25 protein-coding genes are annotated in these 22150 nt (G+C 37.0%); 1 reads left to right on the forward strand and 24 read right to left on the reverse strand.

The window, feature by feature from the left end; all coding sequences use genetic code 11:
• Positions 1–114: 114 nt before the first annotated feature.
• From ndk to BANA01_RS00395, 13 genes are all read right to left on the reverse strand, one after another.
• The gene (gene ndk, locus BANA01_RS00335; RefSeq protein ID WP_034676210.1) at positions 115–561 is read right to left on the reverse strand and encodes a nucleoside-diphosphate kinase; all 447 of its coding nucleotides are present in this window, start codon (positions 559–561) and stop codon (positions 115–117) included.
• A gap of 155 nt (positions 562–716) precedes the next feature.
• Positions 717–1679 (reverse strand): heptaprenyl diphosphate synthase component II, encoded by a 963-nt coding sequence (gene hepT, locus BANA01_RS00340; RefSeq protein ID WP_034676213.1) that lies wholly within the window; start codon positions 1677–1679, stop codon positions 717–719.
• A gap of 43 nt (positions 1680–1722) precedes the next feature.
• A complete protein-coding gene (locus BANA01_RS00345; RefSeq protein WP_034676216.1) occupies positions 1723–2427 on the reverse strand; it encodes a demethylmenaquinone methyltransferase in 705 nt (234 codons plus the stop codon).
• 4 nt (positions 2428–2431) lie between these two features.
• Entirely contained in the window at positions 2432–3253 is an 822-nt protein-coding gene (locus BANA01_RS00350) for a heptaprenyl diphosphate synthase component 1 (RefSeq protein ID WP_235847035.1), read from the reverse strand.
• Positions 3254–3425: 172 nt separating this feature from the next.
• Positions 3426–3662 carry a trp RNA-binding attenuation protein MtrB gene (mtrB, locus tag BANA01_RS00355; protein WP_034676222.1) on the reverse strand — a complete coding sequence of 79 codons (237 nt, stop codon included), beginning with the start codon at positions 3660–3662 and terminating at the stop codon, positions 3426–3428.
• Positions 3663–3674: 12 nt separating this feature from the next.
• Complete coding sequence (folE, locus tag BANA01_RS00360; RefSeq protein ID WP_034676224.1) at positions 3675–4241, reverse strand: GTP cyclohydrolase I FolE; 567 nt, start codon at positions 4239–4241, stop codon at positions 3675–3677.
• A 195-nt stretch (positions 4242–4436) separates the two neighbouring features.
• The gene (gene hbs / locus BANA01_RS00365) at positions 4437–4709 is read right to left on the reverse strand and encodes a non-specific DNA-binding protein Hbs (RefSeq protein WP_034676225.1); all 273 of its coding nucleotides are present in this window, start codon (positions 4707–4709) and stop codon (positions 4437–4439) included.
• 361 nt (positions 4710–5070) lie between these two features.
• Positions 5071–6549 carry a stage IV sporulation protein A gene (gene spoIVA / locus BANA01_RS00370; RefSeq protein ID WP_063251218.1) on the reverse strand — a complete coding sequence of 493 codons (1479 nt, stop codon included), beginning with the start codon at positions 6547–6549 and terminating at the stop codon, positions 5071–5073.
• A 327-nt stretch (positions 6550–6876) separates the two neighbouring features.
• Positions 6877–7587: a hypothetical protein gene (locus tag BANA01_RS00375; protein WP_063251219.1), complete on the reverse strand. Its 711-nt coding sequence runs from the start codon at positions 7585–7587 to the stop codon at positions 6877–6879.
• A 37-nt stretch (positions 7588–7624) separates the two neighbouring features.
• Positions 7625–7810: a DUF2768 domain-containing protein gene (locus tag BANA01_RS00380; protein ID WP_063251220.1), complete on the reverse strand. Its 186-nt coding sequence runs from the start codon at positions 7808–7810 to the stop codon at positions 7625–7627.
• Between the two features lie 241 nt (positions 7811–8051).
• Positions 8052–9107: an NAD(P)H-dependent glycerol-3-phosphate dehydrogenase gene (locus BANA01_RS00385; RefSeq protein WP_063251221.1), complete on the reverse strand. Its 1056-nt coding sequence runs from the start codon at positions 9105–9107 to the stop codon at positions 8052–8054.
• A gap of 22 nt (positions 9108–9129) precedes the next feature.
• Positions 9130–10440, reverse strand: coding sequence for a ribosome biogenesis GTPase Der (gene der / locus BANA01_RS00390; RefSeq protein WP_063251222.1), 1311 nt, complete (start codon positions 10438–10440; stop codon positions 9130–9132).
• 196 nt (positions 10441–10636) lie between these two features.
• The gene (locus BANA01_RS00395) at positions 10637–11245 is read right to left on the reverse strand and encodes a YphA family membrane protein (RefSeq protein WP_063251223.1); all 609 of its coding nucleotides are present in this window, start codon (positions 11243–11245) and stop codon (positions 10637–10639) included.
• A 110-nt stretch (positions 11246–11355) separates the two neighbouring features.
• On the opposite strand from BANA01_RS00395, the gene BANA01_RS28905 reads away from it, so the two are divergent.
• Positions 11356–11499 carry a YpzI family protein gene (locus BANA01_RS28905; protein WP_082799342.1) on the forward strand — a complete coding sequence of 48 codons (144 nt, stop codon included), beginning with the start codon at positions 11356–11358 and terminating at the stop codon, positions 11497–11499.
• Positions 11500–11529: 30 nt separating this feature from the next.
• On the opposite strand, the gene fni is transcribed toward BANA01_RS28905, so the two are convergent.
• The 11 genes from fni to BANA01_RS00445 all read right to left on the reverse strand — a co-directional run bounded on the left by fni (position 11530) and on the right by BANA01_RS00445 (position 21950).
• A complete protein-coding gene (fni, locus tag BANA01_RS00400) occupies positions 11530–12588 on the reverse strand; it encodes a type 2 isopentenyl-diphosphate Delta-isomerase (protein ID WP_063251224.1) in 1059 nt (352 codons plus the stop codon).
• Positions 12589–12600: 12 nt separating this feature from the next.
• On the reverse strand, positions 12601–13740 hold the full coding sequence (gene rpsA, locus BANA01_RS00405; protein ID WP_063251225.1) for a 30S ribosomal protein S1: 1140 nt from the start codon (positions 13738–13740) through the stop codon (positions 12601–12603).
• 128 nt (positions 13741–13868) lie between these two features.
• On the reverse strand, positions 13869–14450 hold the full coding sequence (locus BANA01_RS00410) for a lysophospholipid acyltransferase family protein (RefSeq protein WP_063251226.1): 582 nt from the start codon (positions 14448–14450) through the stop codon (positions 13869–13871).
• A gap of 2 nt (positions 14451–14452) precedes the next feature.
• On the reverse strand, positions 14453–15127 hold the full coding sequence (gene cmk / locus BANA01_RS00415; RefSeq protein WP_063251227.1) for a (d)CMP kinase: 675 nt from the start codon (positions 15125–15127) through the stop codon (positions 14453–14455).
• Positions 15128–15282: 155 nt separating this feature from the next.
• Positions 15283–15459 carry a DUF5359 family protein gene (locus BANA01_RS29780; RefSeq protein WP_169803630.1) on the reverse strand — a complete coding sequence of 59 codons (177 nt, stop codon included), beginning with the start codon at positions 15457–15459 and terminating at the stop codon, positions 15283–15285.
• 64 nt (positions 15460–15523) lie between these two features.
• Complete coding sequence (gene ypeB / locus BANA01_RS00420; RefSeq protein WP_063251228.1) at positions 15524–16876, reverse strand: germination protein YpeB; 1353 nt, start codon at positions 16874–16876, stop codon at positions 15524–15526.
• Between the two features lie 13 nt (positions 16877–16889).
• Positions 16890–17756 carry a spore cortex-lytic enzyme gene (gene sleB / locus BANA01_RS00425; protein WP_063251229.1) on the reverse strand — a complete coding sequence of 289 codons (867 nt, stop codon included), beginning with the start codon at positions 17754–17756 and terminating at the stop codon, positions 16890–16892.
• A 111-nt stretch (positions 17757–17867) separates the two neighbouring features.
• Complete coding sequence (gene prsW, locus BANA01_RS00430; RefSeq protein WP_063251230.1) at positions 17868–18557, reverse strand: glutamic-type intramembrane protease PrsW; 690 nt, start codon at positions 18555–18557, stop codon at positions 17868–17870.
• Positions 18558–18651: 94 nt separating this feature from the next.
• Entirely contained in the window at positions 18652–19608 is a 957-nt protein-coding gene (locus BANA01_RS00435; RefSeq protein ID WP_063251398.1) for an asparaginase, read from the reverse strand.
• Between the two features lie 5 nt (positions 19609–19613).
• Positions 19614–20585, reverse strand: coding sequence for a YpdA family putative bacillithiol disulfide reductase (locus BANA01_RS00440; RefSeq protein WP_157411692.1), 972 nt, complete (start codon positions 20583–20585; stop codon positions 19614–19616).
• A gap of 87 nt (positions 20586–20672) precedes the next feature.
• Entirely contained in the window at positions 20673–21950 is a 1278-nt protein-coding gene (locus BANA01_RS00445) for a Glu/Leu/Phe/Val family dehydrogenase (RefSeq protein WP_063251231.1), read from the reverse strand.
• Between the last annotated feature and the right edge of the window lie 200 nt (positions 21951–22150).

Genomic DNA, 22150 nt, shown 5'->3' on the forward strand with positions numbered 1-22150 from the left:
ATAACAGATACTCTATTTGTATACTATTGTTTCTAAAATATTTTTATTTTTTCAAATGTATACGCATACAAAAAGGCACCCGTATATGCTATACAAGTGCCTCTTTTATCTAAATTAGTAAATCCATTCGTTAACTAGTTTAGAGTATTCAACAACTCCGCCTTCTTTAAAAAACAATCCAATTTCACGCTCCGCACTTGCAGGTGAATCCGAACCGTGAATAACATTCTTTCCAACAGTTAAGCCAAAATCGCCGCGGATTGTTCCTGGTGCTGCGTCTTTAGGATTTGTTGCACCCATCATTTGACGAGCAGTTGCAATAACATTCTCACCTTGCCAAACCATAGCAAAAACAGGTCCAGATGTAATGAAATCTACTAATTCACCAAAGAATGGACGTTCTTTATGTTCACCATAGTGCTCCTCAGCAAGTTCAGTCGGGATGCTCATTAATTTAGCGCCTACTAATTGGAAGCCCTTTTTTTCAAAACGAGCAACGATCTCTCCGATTAAATTACGCTGTACACCATCAGGCTTCACCATTAAAAATGTTTTTTCCATGTATTCCACTCCTAATATAGTATGTATAATAATTGCCATAGTGGGACAATCCATGAAGATGTTACCATTTTTTCGAATATTTCGCAAGTCGAAAGCGATTTCAAAACGTGAATAAATAAAAAAAGAGAGTAAACCACGGTTTCACTCTCTTTTCCTTAATATTTGCGTCTTCCAATATATTTAGCGATATCCCGCAGTGTTTTTTTTGCTTTATTAGCTGGGAGTTCTTCTAGTACTTCTAGGGCCTTATCTAGATACATATCGCTTAATGCGATGGATCTTTCAATAGCACCTGACTCTTTAATAAGGGAAATTATGTTCTGTATTTGATCAGGTCCCATATCCTCGTGAACCTTTTCAATCTCACGGCGAATTGTATCATTTTCCATTGCAAAAAGAGCTGGAGCAGTAATATTCCCCTGTAGTAAGTCGCTGCCAGCTGGCTTACCAAGTTCTTCTTCCGTCGAGGTAAAATCCAAAATATCATCTGTTATTTGGAATGCCATTCCTACGTAATATCCGAAAAGGTACAATTTTTTATGAATAGTCTCATCAACACCAGCAGTGATAGCACCGAGCTGACAGCTGGCAGAAATTAATAGGGCAGTCTTTCTCTTAATTCTACGCAAATAATCCCTAAGATTTTGATTAAAACGATACTTATCTTTGATTTGCTGGATTTCACCAATAGATACTTCAACAATGGTATGGGCCAATATTTTATGAGCTAAGGGCTTATTAATTTTGCTCATCAATTCTAAGGAAAGGGCAAAAATAAAGTCACCCGTATACATAGCAGTCTTGTTGTCCCATTTTGCTTTAACTGTTGGCTGGCCTCTTCTAATATCCGCATCGTCGATTACATCATCATGCACAAGAGAAGCCATATGAATCAATTCAAGTGCAACTGCAACGTTTTTCATCACATTAATATCGTACTGGCCAAACTTTCCAGCCAATAAAACAAAAACAGGCCGAATTCTTTTACCTCCTGCCTGCAGGGTGTGCAAAGAAGCCCGTTTCAAAAGAGGAGAATCCGCCTGGATTGTCTCTTCTAAATTTTTCTCAATTATATTAATATCTGAATTCAAAAATGAATACATCATCTTTAATTTCATTTGTATTCACCAGCTTTTCATCCTGTTTACATATCAAAAAGTTTTACTTTTTATACCCTATATGAACTGCTGCCGCTCCACCACTATATGGCTTAAAATAAACATCTTTAAAGCCTGCAGTCTCAAACATCCGCGCTAATTCTTTCATACCCGGAAAATTTCGTGCAGATTCATGGAGCCAAGAATATTCTTGATAGCTCTTTGCAAATAATTTGCCAAACAACGGCATGATAAATCGGAAATAAAAATAATAAAGTTGTTTATAACCAATAAGAGTAGGCTGGGAGGTTTCTAAGCAGACTGCAATGCCTCCTGGCTTTAATACACGGTTCATTTCTTTTAGCACTTGAAGATAATCCGGTACATTTCGTAAGCCAAAACCTATTGTTACATAATCGAAGCTATTATCAGCAAAAGGCAGCTCCATGGCATTTCCATGGATTAGGTTAACGTGCTTTAGACCCATGCTCTTTACTTTTTCAATCCCAACATTTAGCATATTTTGACTAAAATCCAATCCAGTAACTTCACCGGAAGGACCAACGGCCTCAGCTAATGCAATGGTCCAATCCCCTGTTCCACAACAGACATCCAGCGCTTTTGAACCTGGCTTGACATTCATTCTTTTCATCGTATCTTTACGCCATTTTATGTGCTGCTGGAAACTAATCACAGAGTTCATTTTGTCGTAGTTATCGGAAATTTTCTCAAAAACCTTATGAACTCGCTGTTCCTTGGATTGCTGCATATGCTTACCCTTCTTCCACTAAAGTTTTCGCAAATGGTTGATGTTCATTAATGATCGAAGTAATTCTAGCTTCAAGCATATCATTTAAATATGGGAGCTGACTTATTCCATTTATTAGAAATTTTTTTGAAGAATCAAGATAACGATCACAAATCACAAGCAAATCTCTTTGCTGATTATTTGATAATTTTTTAATTGAAAGATTTTTATTCGTAAAAATAAGATCCTTCATCGATTCGAACATGAAGCTGCTTCCAGTTTCCAAGAAGCGGTTTTTTTCGAGGAGCAAACGTTTAAAGAAAAATAAATTTATTATAAATTCATTCCATAAGTCCACTTTAAAACATTCAGAGAATTTCACGAGTAAAGAGCTTTCAATTTTCTTTATACTTGACATTAATTTTTCTATTTCATCCAGTTCTTTTTGATAAATGGATACTTTATGTTGATTAACTTCTTTTACACCTCTGGAGAGTTCTCTTATCATATTGATATCTTCTGACTCAGCCAGCAGTTTATAATACAATCCACTATAATAATCCCCAGCTAGGACTGTTAATTGTCTATTAATTTCATCAACAGCAGCATTCGATATATGCTCATGGGTATCAAGGGCAATTTGTATTAGCATTGTTGTCATTGCGTAATTCTTTATCTCATTGTAAGACAATTCGAGTCTATCCATAATGGATACAAGAATAAGCAGTTTATCTTCATCAATTACAGGCATTTCGATATGTTTTAGCAAGTAAGGATGAAATACTTTTTGCTCAACTTGCTCCTTAATGTCTGTAAACTTTTGTCGAATGTCTGGCAATATAATCACCCTTGCTTCCCCGAATTTATATATTTTTTGTTCCTTTTGTTTAAACAAGGCAGTGACAATTATATCATAAAAGCGTATGTATGGGCAGAAATTCACAAAATAAATACATTTCTACCGCAGGGCATAAGAATCATAAAAATAATGAACATGAACGAATTAGACAAGATCTCAGTTATTTATTCATTTCGCTTTCAATTTCGCCAAATTGAGTCATTATTTTTGCATTTCCTCTAATTTTTATTGCTGATGTATGTTCTGTAAACTGAGCAATTAATACTTCCCCTTTATCAAGCTTTTCAGAATGATGAAATTTTGTATCCGTTCCCCGCGTTAAACCGATTACACTAACTCCATCATCGATTGCTTTTATCACAACAAAGTCACTACTTTGCGCTTCACGCTTTTCCATAGTATCCCCCACTTAATTCTTAATTAATGTTAGAATTTCTGATCGAGCAATTGTATCATTGGCAAGATTTCCCCTAACTGCTGTTGTCACAGTTTTTGAGCCTGGTTTCTTTACCCCGCGCATCGTCATACACATATGTTCTGCCTCGACAACCACCATTACTCCATGAGGGCTTAATTTTTCCATCATGCTATCAGCAATGGTAGAGGTAATTCTCTCCTGCAGCTGAGGTCTCTTAGCAACAGCTTCTACTGCCCTTGCCAATTTACTCAATCCTGTTACACGACCATTTTTAGGTATATATGCTACATGTGCTTTTCCGAAAAAAGGTACAAGATGATGTTCACACATGGAATAGAATGGGATATCCTTTACCAAAACTAGTTCTTCATGGTCTTCACTGAATATGGTTTCAAAATGTTTCTTCGGATCTTCTTTCAGACCACTAAAGACCTCTTCATACATTTTTGCTACTCGTTTCGGCGTATCAACAAGGCCTTCTCTCGTCGGGTCTTCGCCAATCGCCTTTAATATTAAACGCACCGCTTCCTCAATTTGGGTGCGATTCACTTCAGTCATGCATATTCCCCCTATACTGTATCAAACAAGTATATATGACAAATACATATTAGCACAACTGCAGATAAAGAGAAAAGTGTTAGCGGCTAGACCTATTAGCCTCTCGCAGCGAGAACTAAATAAATTCAAAGTTACATAGAAAAAAGGTCATGGACGTTACCATGACCTTTTTGCCGAAGCAATAAATTTATGTAATTATTTTACTGCATCTTTAAGTGCTTTACCTGGTTTGAAAGCAGGAACTTTGCTTGCACCAATTTCGATTTCCTCACCAGTCTGAGGATTACGTCCTTTACGTGCTGCACGTTCGCGTACTTCAAAGTTACCAAAACCGATTAATTGGACTTTATCACCATTTTTCAATGCATCTAGAATTGAATCAAAAACAGCATCAACTGCTTTTGTAGCGTCTTTTTTAGAAAGTTCGCTTGCTTCTGCAACTGCGTTAATTAGTTCTGTCTTGTTCATGCTATTCACCTCCTCCCAATAATGTAAGTTAAGAATCGTAAATAAGATTACTTATCTACATTTCTAAACAATTTTTCTAATTTCTATACGTCATAGTGCGGTTTTATTGGCAAAGTAATTAAAAATTACATTTTTTGATATTTTAATTTACTTTTTAATAAAAAACCTTATTATATAAAGGTTTTAAGCACTAAACGTGAATCTGTTAAAAGATTATCACAATCATTTAAGCTTATCAAGAATATTTCATGAAATAATGGTAATCTTTTCTTCATTTCTACAAATTCCTCCTATTTTTGACTAAATTAGCTGTTGATTTTTGTAAAAACAGAAAAAAGACTCCAAATTGGAGTCTCCAGTATTAAAGAATTATTGCAATTAAACCGCCTGAACCTTCGTTTATAATTCTCTCTAGTGTTTCTTTCAATTTATATCTCGCATTCTCAGGCATTAAGGATAGTTTTGCTTGTATACCCTCCCTAACGATGGAGCTTAACGAGCGTCCGAATATATCCGAATTCCAAATGGATAGAGGATCATCTTCGAAGTCTTGCATTAAGTAGCGAACTAACTCCTCACTTTGCTTTTCAGTACCAATAATAGGAGCAAACTCCGATTCAACATCGACCTTTATCATATGAATTGATGGAGCTACAGCCCGCAGCCTTACTCCGAATCTTGCGCCTTGGCGAATAATTTCCGGTTCTTCTAGACTCATATCAGATAGTGACGGTGAGGCAATACCGTAACCTGTCTGCTTCACCATTCTTAGGGCGTCTGATATATGATCATACTCCGCTTTTGCATGAGCAAAATCCTGCATAAGCTCAAGGAGATGGTCTTTCCCCCTAATTTCTACCCCGACAATTTCCTTTAAAATATCATCGTATAGTTCATCTGGAGCAAATAAGTCGATTTCTGCTACACCTTGACCCATTTCAATTCCGGCTAATCCCGCTTTCTCAATGTAGTCAAAGTCGCTAAATTGCTGCACCACCCGGTCAACATCTCTTAATCTCTTGATATCTTTGACCGTTTCTTTTACTGCTTCTTGATAGCTTTCACGCAGCCAGTGATTCTCTCTCAATACCATTACCCAGCTAGGGAGATTAACATTAACCTCAAGTACTGGAAATTCGTAAAGCGCCTCTCTCAGAACGTTAAGTACATCACTGTCACGCATGCTTTCAACACTCATTGCTAATACTGGAATGTCATACTTTTCGGCTAAGCTGGATCTAAGTGTTTCCGTGCTCGGATGATATGGCTGAGCGCTATTTACAACCATAATAAACGGTTTGCCAACTTCCTTAAGCTCATTAATCACCCTTTCCTCAGCTTCGATATAATTGCTTCTTGGTATTTCACCAATTGTACCGTCAGTAGTCACCACTACACCAATCGTAGAATGCTCTTGAATGACTTTCCTTGTTCCAATTTCAGCCGCTTCATGGAACGGAATCGGCTCTTCATACCAAGGAGTCGTAATCATCCTAGGACCATTTTCATCCTCGTACCCTTTAGCACCTGGTACAGTATAACCGACACAATCAACCAGTCTAATATTTACATTAAGTCCTTCGTCTACATGCACACTAGCAGCTTGATTCGGAACGAACTTGGGCTCGGTTGTCATGATTGTTTTCCCTGCAGCACTTTGTGGAAGTTCATCCACTGTTCTAGATCTCTCTGCTTCGTTGTCTATATTGGGTAAAACCACAAGCTCCATAAATTTTTTAATAAATGTGGATTTTCCTGTTCTAACAGCACCTACTACTCCTAAATAAATATCACCGCCAGTTCTTTCGGCAATATCTTTGAAAATATCAACCTTTTCCAAGTGATCCCCTCCCGATCATAGAGTAAAGTGGGATAATATTATCCATCAAGATATTTTTGGACAATATATATTTATGACGTTGTCCTACATTGTTATGACAGTTTTTTGAAATTTTTTTACCCCCTTAACTATTTATTTCTTGAATATGCTAGTATCTGTTGTGTCTGAACAGTTGATTGAATGAGGGTTTATGGAAAAAGTAACACGGGAGAGACACCCAAACCGTATATCTTTAACCGAACTGGTATATGGCATTTATATAACCAAAAAAAACCCTACTCCTACAATATATTTCGAAGGAGAAGGGTTATGACTATTTGATATTACTTATTGCTTTAAAAAAACTGGTTCTTTAGTCTTAGAATCCACTGTATACGGTAAAGAATAGGCGGGAACAAACATCGAATCTTTTACAAGAATATTACGAATATCCTCGCCTGGTATTACCTTCTCGTCCGTTTTCTTCAGTTCCTGAAATAAATCTTGACGGTAATCGACGTAGACCTCCGCATTTGTCGTTACTATAAGCGGCAGATTTTGATTCGAGTATGGACTAATGGCGTACGGCTCCTGCTTATACCCCAATTCGTTAAAATCAATTGTATATACATTATCAGCAATTTTTTCTTTATATTGCGGGTAACCGTTGGATTTTATCCTAAGATTAATATCCCGAATGGTATCAGCCATTCTCAAATCTAATAGTTTTACAGTTGGATTGGTTTCTACATCGACTAGGACATATTGAAATATCCCGCCACTTTCAAACGCGTTCCCTGGAGGCTCTGCAATATATTTAGGAGCTAATTTTTTAAATTCAATTGGATATTTTTGATAGATTGGAGTCTCAGCGTCTCTTGTTTTTATCGGCAAGATTCCGCCATTATCCTCCTTAAAAGAATTTACTGCTTGTTGAACTGCAGCGATTTGGTCTGTATATGGGATTTGATTTTCCGCTAACTTCTCAGATGGATACATACATCCCGATAAAAACAAAGAAGTTAGAACGATCAATGTGACAATGGCCTTCCAATTCATACAATCACCTATTTTTTCTTTTTTCTTGAAAACAACCTTATGTAAAAAGGACAATAACCAACGTGATTCCCGAAATGATTAAAAAAATGTAAGCAAGTACCGCAGTAAAAAACTTTAGGACTCCTGTTAACTTATAACGGCTCAAATAAATTGTAATAATAGCAAGGAACATAATTCCCATTCCGGCAATCGATATCCACATTTTCAACATACCTGGTGACATTAGGACACCCCCCTTATTCCGAAAGCTATTATAACATAGTCACACCATTTCATAAAAAATTTTATTTTTCAACATAAAAAAACTGAAGTAAAGAGGGGCGAATTCCTTACTTCAGCCTTAGTGACTAAATAACCCAAACATTTAGGTTCATACTACACGTGTGCTTCGCTTGCATTGTATGCAACTATGCGGGAAAACGCACTCAATGAATGCCTATTTTTTCAGTAAAAGTGCGCATTTTTTAATCTTCATGATTTCTTTCTTCGAGAATATTAACTAAATCCTCCATTTCATGAGTCTTTCCACGTGCCATTAAAACATCAACTGCATCTTTCGCATTTTTCCCATTAAATAAAACATCATAAAGGGCAAATGTAATCGGCATACTGACCTCATACTTTTTAGCAAGTTGATAGGCAGCTTTCGTTGTCCTAACTCCTTCAACAACCATTCCCATATTATCGAGAACCTCATCAAGATTGTTCCCTTTACCAAGTAGGTTTCCCGCTCTCCAGTTCCTCGAATGGACGCTTGTACAAGTTACAATTAAATCCCCGATACCAGCTAACCCAGAAAAAGTGAGAGGGTTCGCTCCCATCTTTGTTCCAAGTCGAGCGATTTCAGCTAGTCCTCGCGTTATTAAGGCAGCTTTAGCATTATCACCGTACCCAAGCCCGTCCGTAATTCCGGCAGCTAAAGCAATGATATTTTTTAATGCTCCACCAATTTCCACCCCTATAACGTCTGGATTGGTATAGACTCGAAAATTATGGTTAATAAACAAATCTTGTATTTCTTCTGCTGCAACCATATTTTCTGACGAAACAGTTACAGTTGTCGGATGTCTTAGGCTAACTTCCTCAGCATGGCTTGGACCAGAAAGGACGACCACAGCTTTTAAAAGCTCACTTGGCATTTCTTCCTTTATCAGCTCAGTTATTCTCAAAAGGGAATCCGGCTCAATTCCTTTACTTACATGCGCAATCGTCAATGGCGAGTTTTGAACTGTACGTATTTTCCCAAGTACTTCGCGTATGGCTTTGGTTGGTACCGCTAATATCACGGTTTTAATTCCGGATAGAGTGTCACTTAATGAAGCATAACCAACAATTAATGCAGGTAAATCAATTTCAGGCAAGTACTTTTTATTTGTGTGAAACTCATTGATTTCGTTAACCTGGGATTCATTATGACTCCACAATCTGACTTCATGCTCATTGTCTGCAAGGACCATCGCGAGTGCGGTCCCCCAGCTGCCGGCACCAATAACAGCTACAGCTTCTTTTTTTTCCCGCATTTAGATCACTCCCACCGTAAAATTATTTTCTTTCTCTTGCATAAATTTTTATCGGGGTTCCTTCGAATCCAAACGCTTCCCGGATTCGATTTTCTAAGAAGCGCTCATAAGAGAAATGCATTAATTCTGGTTCGTTAACAAAAACAACAAAGGTTGGCGGTTTAACAGCTACTTGTGTGGTGTAGTAAATTTTTAATCGACGACCTTTATCCGTTGGTGTTGGATTCATGGCTACTGCATCCATAATTATATCATTTAACACACTTGTTTCGACACGCATTGCATGGTTTTCACTAGCTGTATTAATCATTGGCAGTAGAGTATGAATACGTTTTTTCGTCTTTGCAGACAAGAAAACAATCGGAGCATAACTTAAGTAGAGAAAATGCTCTCTAATTTTTTGTTCAAGTTCCTTCATTGTTTTTTCATCTTTTTCAACAGCATCCCATTTGTTGACTACAATAACAATTGCCCTTCCAGCTTCATGGGCATATCCGGCAATTTTCTTATCCTGTTCAATGATTCCTTCTTCTGCATTAATGACAACTAAAACAACATCGGACCGTTCTATTGCCCTTAAGGCACGGAGTACACTATATTTTTCGGTACTCTCATAGACTTTTCCTTTTTTCCGCATTCCAGCCGTATCAATAATGACATACTTATCGCCATTATATGTATAAGGAGAATCGACAGCATCTCTCGTTGTACCTGCAATATCGCTTACAATGACACGATCTTCACCCAAAATTGCATTCACTAATGACGACTTCCCAACATTAGGTCGGCCTATTAAAGAAAATTTAATGACATCTTCACCATAGTCCTGTCCCTTATTTTTAGGGAAATGTTTAGCGGCTTCATCTAGTAGATCACCCAATCCAAGGCCATGAGAGCCGGATACTGGTATAGGTTCACCGAATCCTAAAGAATAAAAATCGTAGATTTGTTCACGCATTTCAGGATTATCAATTTTATTAACAGCTAATACGACTGGTTTTTTTGATTTATATAAAATTTTTGCTACTTCTTCGTCTGCAGCCGTTACCCCTTCTCTTCCGTTTGTTAAGAAAATGATAACATCAGCCTCATCAATCGCTACTTCTGCCTGCTGGCGAATTTGCTCGAGAAACGGTTCATCCCCGATATCAATACCACCCGTATCAATTACATTAAAATCATGTGTCAACCATTCCCCTGAGCTATAGATTCGATCACGCGTCACTCCTGGGATATCCTCAACGATGGAAATTCTTTCCCCTACAATTCTGTTGAAAATAGTTGATTTCCCAACATTTGGTCGCCCTACAATGGCTATAACAGGTTTTACCATTATAATCGCCATCCTTTCATCCATATGATTATCAATATTTTGTTATTATTATCGTTAAAGCAGAGAAACTCAATTTTATATAATTAAGCAATTGCGTACTAATGATAAAGAAACCCTTCTTTGAAGAGAAGGGTCTAACCATATTATTTTAGCAATGTTAGTCCTTTACCGCAATCCATAACATGGAAGAATTATGTTAGGAAGATTTTTGCTTGCCCTTTTCCAAAAAATGAAAATGGTTTTGAAAGAAGGAACCTGCATTTTCTAGGATACTCCAACTTACCAAAAGAATTGTAATTAATGAAATCACATCAAGGTATGCCATGGAACCAATCGAATATGAAAATTCAAATTTACTCAAATAAAAGGCATATAAGATTTCTCCTTGTACACTGCCACTTACAATCATTAACAATCTGTCTTTAAGTGATGCTTGTAAAAAGATTGCTAAGCAGCAAAAAAATATTCCCATCATCCATTCCTTTTGAAAAATCACCCATACTGGATCATAAATGACAAATAAGTTAAATGCCACATATGCAATCGTTACAATAAATGAACAAATAAAGGCATATAGTAATGAACCCAGCTTTTTCTTACTAAAAATAATATAAGATAATAGCAGCATAAATAATCCACTAGCATAAAACTCGTAGCTCAAAAACATAAATTTTAAATTTGAAAGGATTATCAAAACTAAAATGGCGGTTGCTAATTTTGTACGATAGGGATTTTGCTTGTTCATAAAAAAGGTTATATATACCCAAAATAACCAAAAAATCCAATAAAACATTAAACCTTCCAATATCACACACCTCCTACTATCTCCATTATCGGTATTCTTTATGTAGTTTCATACTTCCCTGAATAATCTTTCCTCAACAAATTCATGTTAATAGTAGGAGGTGTGGAGAAATGGGAAAAGATCGACAAGAAAAAAAGTTAAAAGCAAGTGGTAAAGTTGAATCAGACCGTGACCAGGCGCTGCATTATCCAGGTTCAACTAAGCTTCAAAGCCCAGAAGAGGCACGTGGATTAAACGATAATAAGTATAGCTGAAAAAAATAAGCTCCCGCTTGCTGCGGGAGCTTATTTTATAGTTCGCTGGCTGTATGTTTTTGTATCAATTCCTCTTTGATTTAACCAATGATGCATTTGACCAGTTATCATCAATGGGACTCTTTGTAGTTCTTGAATAGATTTCGCTCCTAAAGCCGTCATAATGATGGTTAACTCATCATGAAGGGACGAAATTTCTTCATATAGTGCATCGATTCCCTCTTCAACAAGGATTTTTAAGAAAAAGCCTGCAAAGCCTATCACACTAGCTCCTAACGCTATTCCTTTAGCAATTTCTTCACTAGAAGTAACTCCCCCAGAACCAATGATTGTAATTGATTTTGAAGCATGAGAGGCTTCAGAAATTGATATCGCTGTAGGTATTCCCCATTGATTAAAGAACGCTTGTGATTTTTTACTTCGCTTGTTTTCTATTTGAGCAAAATTGGTTCCCCCGAAACCTCCAATGTCCACAGCTGAAACACCTATTGATGAAAGCGTCTCTACCGTTTCTTTACACATCCCAAAGCCGACTTCCTTTACTATGACAGGGACGTTAACCACTTTTATAATGGCTTCTATTCTTTTTAAAGCGTCAGAAAATTCCCGGTCTCCTTCGGGCATTGTGAGTTCCTGGATTACATTTAAATGGATTTGCAGGGCATTTGCCTCAATCATATCAATTGCCGCTTTTGCTTGAGCAGGAGTTGCCTCACTTCCTAAATTGGCAATCAACACTCCAGATGGGTTTTCTCTTCTAACTACTTCATATGTATATCTCTCAGATTGATCCTTCAATGCTGACATTTGTGATCCCACTGCCATGGCAAGTCCAGCTTCCCTTGCCACTATTGCCAGCTGCTTATTAAGGGAATAGGTTTTTTCCCCACCGCCGCCTGTCATAGCATTGATAAAAATTGGCGAACTTAAAGAAAGTTCGCCAATTTTCTGATCAAAGGTGACATCTGAAACATTAATGTTTGGTAAACTTTGATGAATAAATTGGACATCATCAAATGCTGTTGATCGCTTTTGCCCAGTTTCTATTGCATAGCGAATATGGTCCCATTTCCGTTCAGATCTAGACACTTTATATCACCATTATTTTCCCAGATTCTTTAATTTATCGCCAATCATTTCGCCAAGCTGGAATCCTTTAGATTCTTCTGGAAGTTCATAATCAAAGTTTTCTTCCACTTCTTTTTCAAGAAGATCTTTTATACTAAGTGAAAGTCTCTGCTCCTGTTCGTTTGCATCTAGTACTTTCACTTGCACTTCTTGCCCTTCCTTTAATACCTCATGAGGTGTACCAATATGCTTATGGGCAATTTGGGAGATATGAACTAAGCCTTCTACGCCAGGGAAAACTTCTACAAATGCACCATAAGAAACTAATCTTTTCACTGTTCCTGTTAACGAGCTTCCCTTAGGTGCTTTTTCAGCTATATTAGACCATGGTCCTGGCTGTGTTTCTTTAATTGATAAAGAAATTCTCTCATTATCACGATCTACACTAAGAACCTTAACTGTTACTTTTTGACCTTCTTGCACCACATCTGAAGGTTTATTAATATGTTCATATGATAGTTGAGAAATATGAACAAGGCCATCAATACCGCCAATATCAACGAATGCGCCAAAATCTGTAATTCTTTGAACAGTTCCATCAATTACTGATCCTGAAGTAATCGTGTTAAGGATGTTTTTCTTATGTTTTCCTTTTTCTTCTTCCACCACTGCACGGTGTGATAGAATTAGACGATTTTTTTCTTTATCGAGCTCAACAATCTTAAAAGTTAGATTTTTACCTTTATAATCTGAAAAATCTTCGACAAAATGAGCTTCTACTAAAGATGCTGGCACAAAGCCCCGTACGCCAAGATCAACGACAAGACCACCCTTTACTACATCCTTTATTTCAGTTTCAAATATTTCTCCGCTATTGAAAAGATTTTCAAGATTTACCCAAGCCTTTTCAGCATCTACTTTTCTTTTTGATAAGACAAGGGCGTCCTCTTCCACTTTTAATACCTCAAGTTCTAATTCATCACCTTCAGAAACAACGTCAGAGGCTTTTTCAACATGAAGGCTAGAAAGCTCACTAATTGGAATGATACCATCATGTTTACTATCTTGAATATTTACAATAACCTGTTTTTCTTCTACTTTCGTGACTTGTCCGGTGACTTTATCACCAACGGTATAATTTTTTACTTCTACTTGGTTCATTTCTTCCGACATATGTATTCCTCCTTAATCCAATTACTACTAAATAAATTATATAATATCAAAATGATAAACGAGTGAATATTCTAATAAAATCTCTTTTTATTAACTTCTTACAAATAGCGGATTTTGTCAAGTAGAACCTATCGGTGCTCTTTAATAAGTTTATGGATTTCTGACATTATTAATTCAGTCACCTGCTCAGCAGAGGCTTTTGCTGCCCTCATTTCCTCCATTGCAATCGGTTTTCCATAAACAACCTTTAATTTCCCTAAACTTTTGTAGGGACCAATTATAGCGCAGGGGACCACATCAGCATCTGTTCTAAGAGCAAAAAAACCTGCTCCCGCTAGACCTATGCCGATTTCACCGGTTTTACTTCGTGTTCCTTCAGGAAAAAGCCCGAAAACATTTCCATCTTTTAATACCTTTAATCCAGCTCTTAGTGATTCCCTGTCCCCCTTCCCCCTTTTTACCGGGAAAGCGTTGCACTTTCTCACTATATTACCTAATACAGGAACTTTAAATAGTTCTTCCTTTGCCATAAAATGGACAGGTCTAGGAGCTGTAATACCAACGACCAAAGGATCAAAATTATGAATATGATTTGTACAAAGCAGCACCCCGCCATCCTTAGGAAAATGCTCTAATCCACTAACTTCAATTCGATATAACGGTTTAATAACTCCCGCAACAACTGATCTTGCAAACGAATAAAACGTCACACTCATCCAACCCTTTCATGCACTAGAGCCATAATTTTTTCTACAACTTCTGGGATCGTCAAAGATGTTGTGTCAATTTCAATTGCGTCGTCTGCTTTTTTCAAAGGCGCAAATTCTCGTTCAGAGTCTATTTTATCACGACGGGCGATTTCTGCCTTTAATTGTTCTAAATCGGAAGGATAGCCTTTTTGGAGATTTTCCGTATGTCGTCTTACCGCTCTTTCTTCTACACTTGCAAGCAGGAAAACTTTTACTTCCGCATTTGGAAGCACATGTGTCCCAATATCCCTGCCGTCCATCACAACCCCTCCATTTACGGCGAAGGATTGCTGCATTCTCACCATTTCCTTACGGACCATTTGGTGCTTGGCCACAATGGAAACGGAATTTGTCACTTTTGCTGAACGAATCGCTTCAGTTACTTCTTGTTTATCAAGAAACACCAATTGACCCTTTGGTGACGGAAATAGTTCTAATTTTGTTGATAATAGAGTGTTTAATAGTGAGTTTTCATCTTCTAAATTTAGGTTATTTTCCAGTGCTTTATATGTTAAGGCTCGATACATTGCACCGGTATCTATATATATGTAGGATAACTTTTCTGCCACAACTTTTGCTACTGTACTCTTGCCGGCTGCCGCAGGTCCGTCTATTGCAATTGATAATTTTTTTTCCATAGATCCTCCTAAGTTTACACATGTTCGTCTGACACATTCTTATTTATTTTACCATAAGAAAGCTGAATGCCTCTTTATTTTAGCATTTTTTATAATTGATTTTCTTTTATACTGTTCCCACTTTGAGAATAAAAAAAAAGCAGGAATCCTGCTTTTTATTCACTAAAGGTTTGTAGAATCTCAGTAAATGTATTTTCATTTACACCTTCGTATTTTATTAACTGTTCTAATTGTGGAAAAATATCTAGTTGATGTAAGATTAGCTGAGCGAAAAAAAGAAAGATAAATTGGATTATAATTACCTTTATTAAAATTCTTTCTACAATCTTCATACCATCACTCCAAATTCCAATTACTCCTATTATTGGAGCGATGGCATGATTTTATTCTAATACCTTAGATTACTTCGTCATAGACTTCTTCGGCATTTTTTAGTTTTTCTACTTCTTCTTCGACACCGTCTACTGCATTAATAAAGATTCGATAGGAGTCGTCACCAATAGTTCCTAAGAATTCATAACATAATACTTCTTTGTTCAAATCATTTACAATGACCGCTTGTCTTTCTTCCATTACTTTAAAGTTAGGATTTACCTTTGCTCGAGCTTGTTCACTAGTTAATACTGGTTTTTCAATTTCTCTTGCTTCATTAAATGATTTTAAATAATCCTCTGCCGAGAATCCAATAATGCTGCCATTATCGAGCGCTACTTCTACTTTGAGCGCTTCAGGATAAATTCTGATATTGTTTTCTTTGGTGACAAAATTAAATAAACCAGTATTATCATATTGAGTGCTCTCAAACAGTTCTAGGTTTTTATACCCATTCTCCTTTAGAAATGCTGCAGCTTTAAGATTAGCATCGTTTAAACTAAGATTCTGCTTGGTAACATCTCTATGATTAATAAACCAAATAGGATACCCTGCTTTTTTGGTAATATCCATGCTGCCCTCTTGACCTGTTTTCTTATTTCTTATCGAGATACTATAAAAACCGTAGTCTGAACCCTTACCATTCTCCGTTACTTTAACCTCTGCATTCCCATCAAATTTCATATATTTCTTCGCAATGCTGATGGCTTCTTTTTCGGATATGGTTTTCCCCTTAATTTTCTTAAAGTTGTCATCCTTCTTTTGCAAGTTCGTAAAGGTCGGACCAAAATCACTTTCATCGTAGCCTGATACGGTTTTTTCAACTGTTTTAAATCCATCAATAATCGTATTGTCGGTTTGTTCTTTTCCTGAGGCTAACGCAAGTTCAACATCCATCCAGCGAAGATTATTTTGCAAAACCATATGTTGGACTTTACGCAGTTCATTTTGAATATCCCCAGATTGCTTATATAGAACCTTTAAGGTTTCATATTCCCCTTCTGATAATGGTTCTTTTTCTAAATCTCTTACTGCTGTTCGATAACTAAACTTTCCAATTTTAGCCAAAAATTCCTCAGTTTTATTGAATGGAAGCAATGTCAACGGCAGCTGCCCCACATCACTATGTGCTTCAGAGGTAAGTCTCCAAACTTCAACTAGTGAAGGGGATAAAGAGTGCCTAGAATTCATCGCAAGAGTGGTTCCAATCTTATCGTGAAGTAAATCCATTTGATAAGTAAGATCATGAAAGGCACGTTGATAATTATTTTCAGCATTTAATAAGATAGCATTTTTTTCCCGATGTTCTTGATATCCCCAGTAGGCTGTTCCTGCCACACCCAGTGCTAGAACACCAATAATTATTCCTCTTATCATCCTTTTCACCCCTCTATTCGCAAAAAATATGTTTCCCAATTCGTTTGATTTGTGGTCTTGACCAAATCCACTTGCTTGTAGCTGTTGCCGGATTAAAATAATAAAGTGCTTCGCCAGTAGGATCAATGCCATTAATGGCGTCCAAAACTGCTTTTTTAGCTGTTGCATTCGGGGTAAGCCAAATTTGTCCATCGGCAACAGCCGTAAAGGCACCAGGTTCAAAAATAACTCCTGACACTGTGTTTGGAAAGGAAGCGCTATTGACTCTATTTAGAATAACAGCTGCTACTGCCACTTGACCTGTATATGGTTCACCCCTTGATTCTCCATATACAGCATTAGCCATCAATTGAATATCATTACTTGAGAATCCACCTGGAGTATTAGCCGCAGTTGGTTTAGTTGGTGCAGCTTTTGGAGCAGGTGCAGCCGGTTTTGGACTAGGTGCTTTGGCAGGAGCTTTAGCTGGTGCTTTTGACTGTGGTGCACTCTGCTTATTTTGATCTACTCCACCGTAATGTGTAAATTTATTTCCTTTATTGATTTGTTCCTTCACAAACTGTTTATTATATTTACTTGCTTTGACCAATTTTGCTTTTGTTTCCGTTCCTGCTAGGCCATCGATAGGTAACCCGAACTCATATTGAAAATTCCTTAATGCCCAATAAGTGCTCCAACCGAACACTCCATCAATTTTCTTATTGTAAAATCCCAAATACTGAAGTCTAGATTGAAGCTCAATGACATCATCTCCAACCGCACCTTGCTGGATAACCTGATTAGAGAATGCAAATGCCCTGTTGTTCTCTAGAAACGTAAATGGCATTATACAAAGGGAGATTAAGATTGGAATAGTCAATGTTACGATTTTCTTCTTCATGGTAATGTAACCCCCAGTTGTAAATCTTTTTAGATGTAGGCCTATTTTTTGTCATAATGGCAAATTTATTCAAAAAAAATTCCCTTCATTTAGAATGAAGAGAATTCTTCATTAGGAATGAAAGGAATTTTGAGCTGAATATTGTTTTTTCTTATGGTTAGTTGTTAATATTCTCGCAAGCTTAACCTTCCTTAAACCAAACCACCAAAGAAAAATCATAAAAGGTAAAATAATATATAACCAGTTTTCTTGTGAAATTAATATATAATCATAAAATCCATGAAGTATGAATGGAAAAAGTAAGGAGATAACTACCCATTTTGCCTTTTTTCCATCTGTGAATTTTGCTTTACCGATGTAAAATCCCATAATGACTCCAAATAGAGCATGGCTGGAAACAGGTAGAAGCGCCCTCGCCATCGCATGTTCAATTCCATTAGCAATTAAATAAAAAATATTTTCGACGGTGGCAAAACCAAGCGATACTGCCACACCATAGACAATTCCATCGAATGGCTCATCAAAATCCACATGCTGGTAAATAGCATAAAAAAGGATAAACCATTTGAAAAATTCCTCTAGAAGGCTTGAGGAAAGGAATGCTTCAATAAAACCAGATTTGATTATATTCTCTGTATGAAGTACATGCTGAATAAACATGATTGGAAACACTAGCAGAACACCAAACATAAAGGTTCTTAAAACTACGGTTATGGGTTCTGACTCATATTCATCTTTTAAATAAAAGTAACTTAATAGGGCCAGTCCGGGGGCAATACCGGCTGATAAAATTCCCAGCATGGTTAATCCTCATTTCAATCAATTCGTTACTTTAATCCTAACATGATATTGTCATTAATTAAATGAAAGATTAAATCCATTTATGAATGGCCGATTAAAAATTTATTTTTTCTAGTCCACTAGCAAGTGCCACTGCTAATTTAATTCTAGCCTTTTTGGAATCATTATCACTTCCGAGGATGACTCCCTTATTATAAAGGTCATAAGCGCTTCCTTTATAATCATAAGTTGTATAAACAGAACCTTCTTCCGCACTAGTTGTGACCACTAAGACAATGCCTTCGGAAAGTGATTTTTCTATTTCCTCCATCATTTGAGGTGCTACTTGACCTCGTCCAACACCTTCAAGGATAATTCCTTTTACCCCGGACTCTCTCGCAGCTCTAATAAATTTTCCATCAGCACCAATATAACATTTTATGATATCTACTTGTGGTACTGGTGATTGGATGGCAAAGTATTCACGCTTTATTGGCTTTTGAAAGATCTGAACAACATCATTATCGATGATTCCTAGATAGCCAAACCCAAATACGTTAAAACCTTGAATATTAGAGGCATGTTCTTTCTTTACATACCTTGCAGCAAAGATACGTTCATTAAACACGACAACAGCACCCGCATTTAACAAGTCCTCTGAACAGGCAGAGTATATAGCATGTCTTAAGTTTATATAAACATCGCTTCCTAATTCCTCCGGGGAACGTTGAGATCCAGTTATAACCACAGGTCTTGAATCTTTTATAGTTAAATCAAGAAAGTACGCTGTTTCTTCAAGAGTATCGGTACCATGTGTTACCACGACTCCAGAAACGGTATCATCCTCATAATATTTTTCGATTTTATTCTTTAAGAGGACTAGGTCATCAAATGTAATATGTATACTTGCCTTTTGAAATACAGATTCGATTATAACTTCGATATCATTTGGCAGATTACACATTGCTGCCAGTTCTTCGCCTGTTAGCTCACCTGAAGCTAATTTCCCGGATTCCTTATTCGTTTTACTGGCAATCGTTCCTCCAGTGGTTAACAATACAACCTTTTTCATTTTTTTCACCCTTTCATTACTCTTTCTTTGATTGATTGTGCAATAAGTCCACCATGGAACCTGCCATTTTCAATAAATATTTCGTTTGCGTTATTACCAGCAGCGATAACTCCTGCGATAAAAATCCCTTCAACGTTTGTTTCCATTGTGTCAGGATTAAATAATGGTCTACCGGATTCCTCATCAATTAATATTCCCATCTTTTTTAGGAATTGGTGATCTGGTCTGTATCCAGTCATCGCAAAAACAAATTCATTGTATATTGACTTTTCTTCTCCATCTTTTTTATATCGCACCTGATCTTCCGTTATTTTTATGATATGAGAATCAAACTCCATTGTAATAATACCGCTTCGTACTAATGCTTCAAATTCCGGGAGTATCCATGGCTTGATACTAGAGGAATATTCTTTTCCACGATATAAAACAGTTACTCTTGCACCTGCTTTTACGAGCTCAATCGCTGCGTCTACACTAGAATTTTTTCCGCCGATTACACAGACATCCTTATCAAAATATGGATGTGCTTCTTTAAAATAATGAGATACCTTCGGCAAATCTTCCCCAGGAATATTCATATAGTTTGGGTGGTCATAGTATCCTGTAGCAATCACAACAAATCGAGATTGATACATTTGTCTATCCGATATTACTTGAAATTGTTCTCCTTCTTTAAAAACACTTGAAACTTTTTCAAAAGAATTGATACGCAGTTTTTTCCTTTTTACAACATCCCGGTAGTATACAAGCGCTTGATTTCTTTTAGGTTTATAACTTTCAGTAATAAATGGGACTTCTCCGATTTCCAATTTTTCACTTGTACTAAAAAACGTTTGATGTGTCGGATAATGGTAGATTGCATTTACAACATTCCCTTTTTCAATAACAAGCGGATTAAGCCCTATTTCTTTAAAGGCAATGGCTGCAGCTAAGCCGCATGGTCCACCACCGACTATAATAATATCTTCTATTTGCAAATTGATCACCTCAATTTATTATTCCACAAAAAACTCCTACCGTCATATGATAGGAGTTTTTCCAATATGTTTCAATACGTAATGTTTTTAAATCCATCCTCTAAAACGGCTTGCTTCAGCCATTTTACGAACACCAACCATGTATGCGGCCAAGCGCATATCTACACGTCGAGTTTGGGCTGTTTCATAAATATTATTAAATGATTTCACCATTACTTTTTCGAGTTTTTCTTCCACTTCTTCCTCAGACCAGTAATAACCTTGGTTATTCTGTACCCATTCAAAATAGGAAACAGTTACGCCTCCAGCAGAAGCAAGTACATCCGGAACCAGTAACACACCACGTTCGGTTAGTATCTCAGTTGCCTCAAGTGTTGTTGGTCCATTAGCAGCCTCTACAACGATTCCAGCACGAATATTATGTGCATTATCAGCTGTAATTTGATTTTCTATGGCAGCAGGTACAAGAATATCACAATCAAGTTCTAACAGTTCCTTATTCGAGATTGTGTTATTAAATAACTTTGTAACAGTACCAAAACTATCACGGCGGTCTAAAAGATAGTCAATATCAAGACCCTCAGGATCATATAAAGCACCATAAGCATCGGAAATACCTACAACCTTCGCTCCTGCATCATGCATGAATTTTGACAAATAGCTTCCCGCATTACCGAAGCCTTGAACTACCACCCGTGCACCTTCAATTTGGATTCCCTTTCTTTTAGCTGCCTCACGGATACAAATGGTTACACCCTTTGCAGTAGCAGATTCACGCCCATGTGAGCCCCCTAGAACCAGAGGCTTACCAGTAATAAATCCCGGAGAGTTAAATTCATCAATACGGCTATACTCATCCATCATCCAAGCCATAATTTGGGAATTTGTAAAAACATCTGGTGCAGGAATATCTTTTGTAGGACCTACGATTTGACTTATGGCTCGTACATATCCACGACTTAATCTTTCAAGTTCTCTAAATGACATATCACGCGGGTCACAAATAATTCCGCCTTTTCCACCGCCATATGGCAGGTCAACAATACCACATTTCAAGCTCATCCAAATGGAAAGGGCCTTTACCTCTGTCTCCGAAACATTTGGATGAAACCTTATCCCACCCTTTGTCGGACCGACTGCGTCGTTGTGCTGCGCTCGGTAGCCGGTAAATATCTTAATTGAACCGTCATCCATTCTTATTGGAATTTTCACTGTCATCATACGTAAGGGCTCTTTTAAAAGCTCATATACTTCTTCAGGATAACCTAACTTTTCAAGAGCTTTATGTATAACGGTCTGTGTTGAAGTTAATACATTATTTTCTTCCTCTTGATTAGTTTTTTCATTACCTTTTTCGGCTGACATCCTGTAAACCTCCTAGAAAAATCACTTTAACAAATGTTGTCGCTTTCAGACACAAGTATACACGTTTAAATGATTTATGCAAGATTAAAAATTCACTATTGACTATTTTCGAGCTATTGTTTGTAACCGCTTCCATTCATATATACTGGGGTTTTTACCAAAAGAAAAAGGAGCGGCGGACTCCTATTTACATTTCCTCA

The organism is Neobacillus niacini NBRC 15566 (assembly GCF_001591505.1).
Taxonomy (GTDB): Bacteria; Bacillota; Bacilli; order Bacillales; family Cytobacillaceae; genus Neobacillus; species Neobacillus niacini.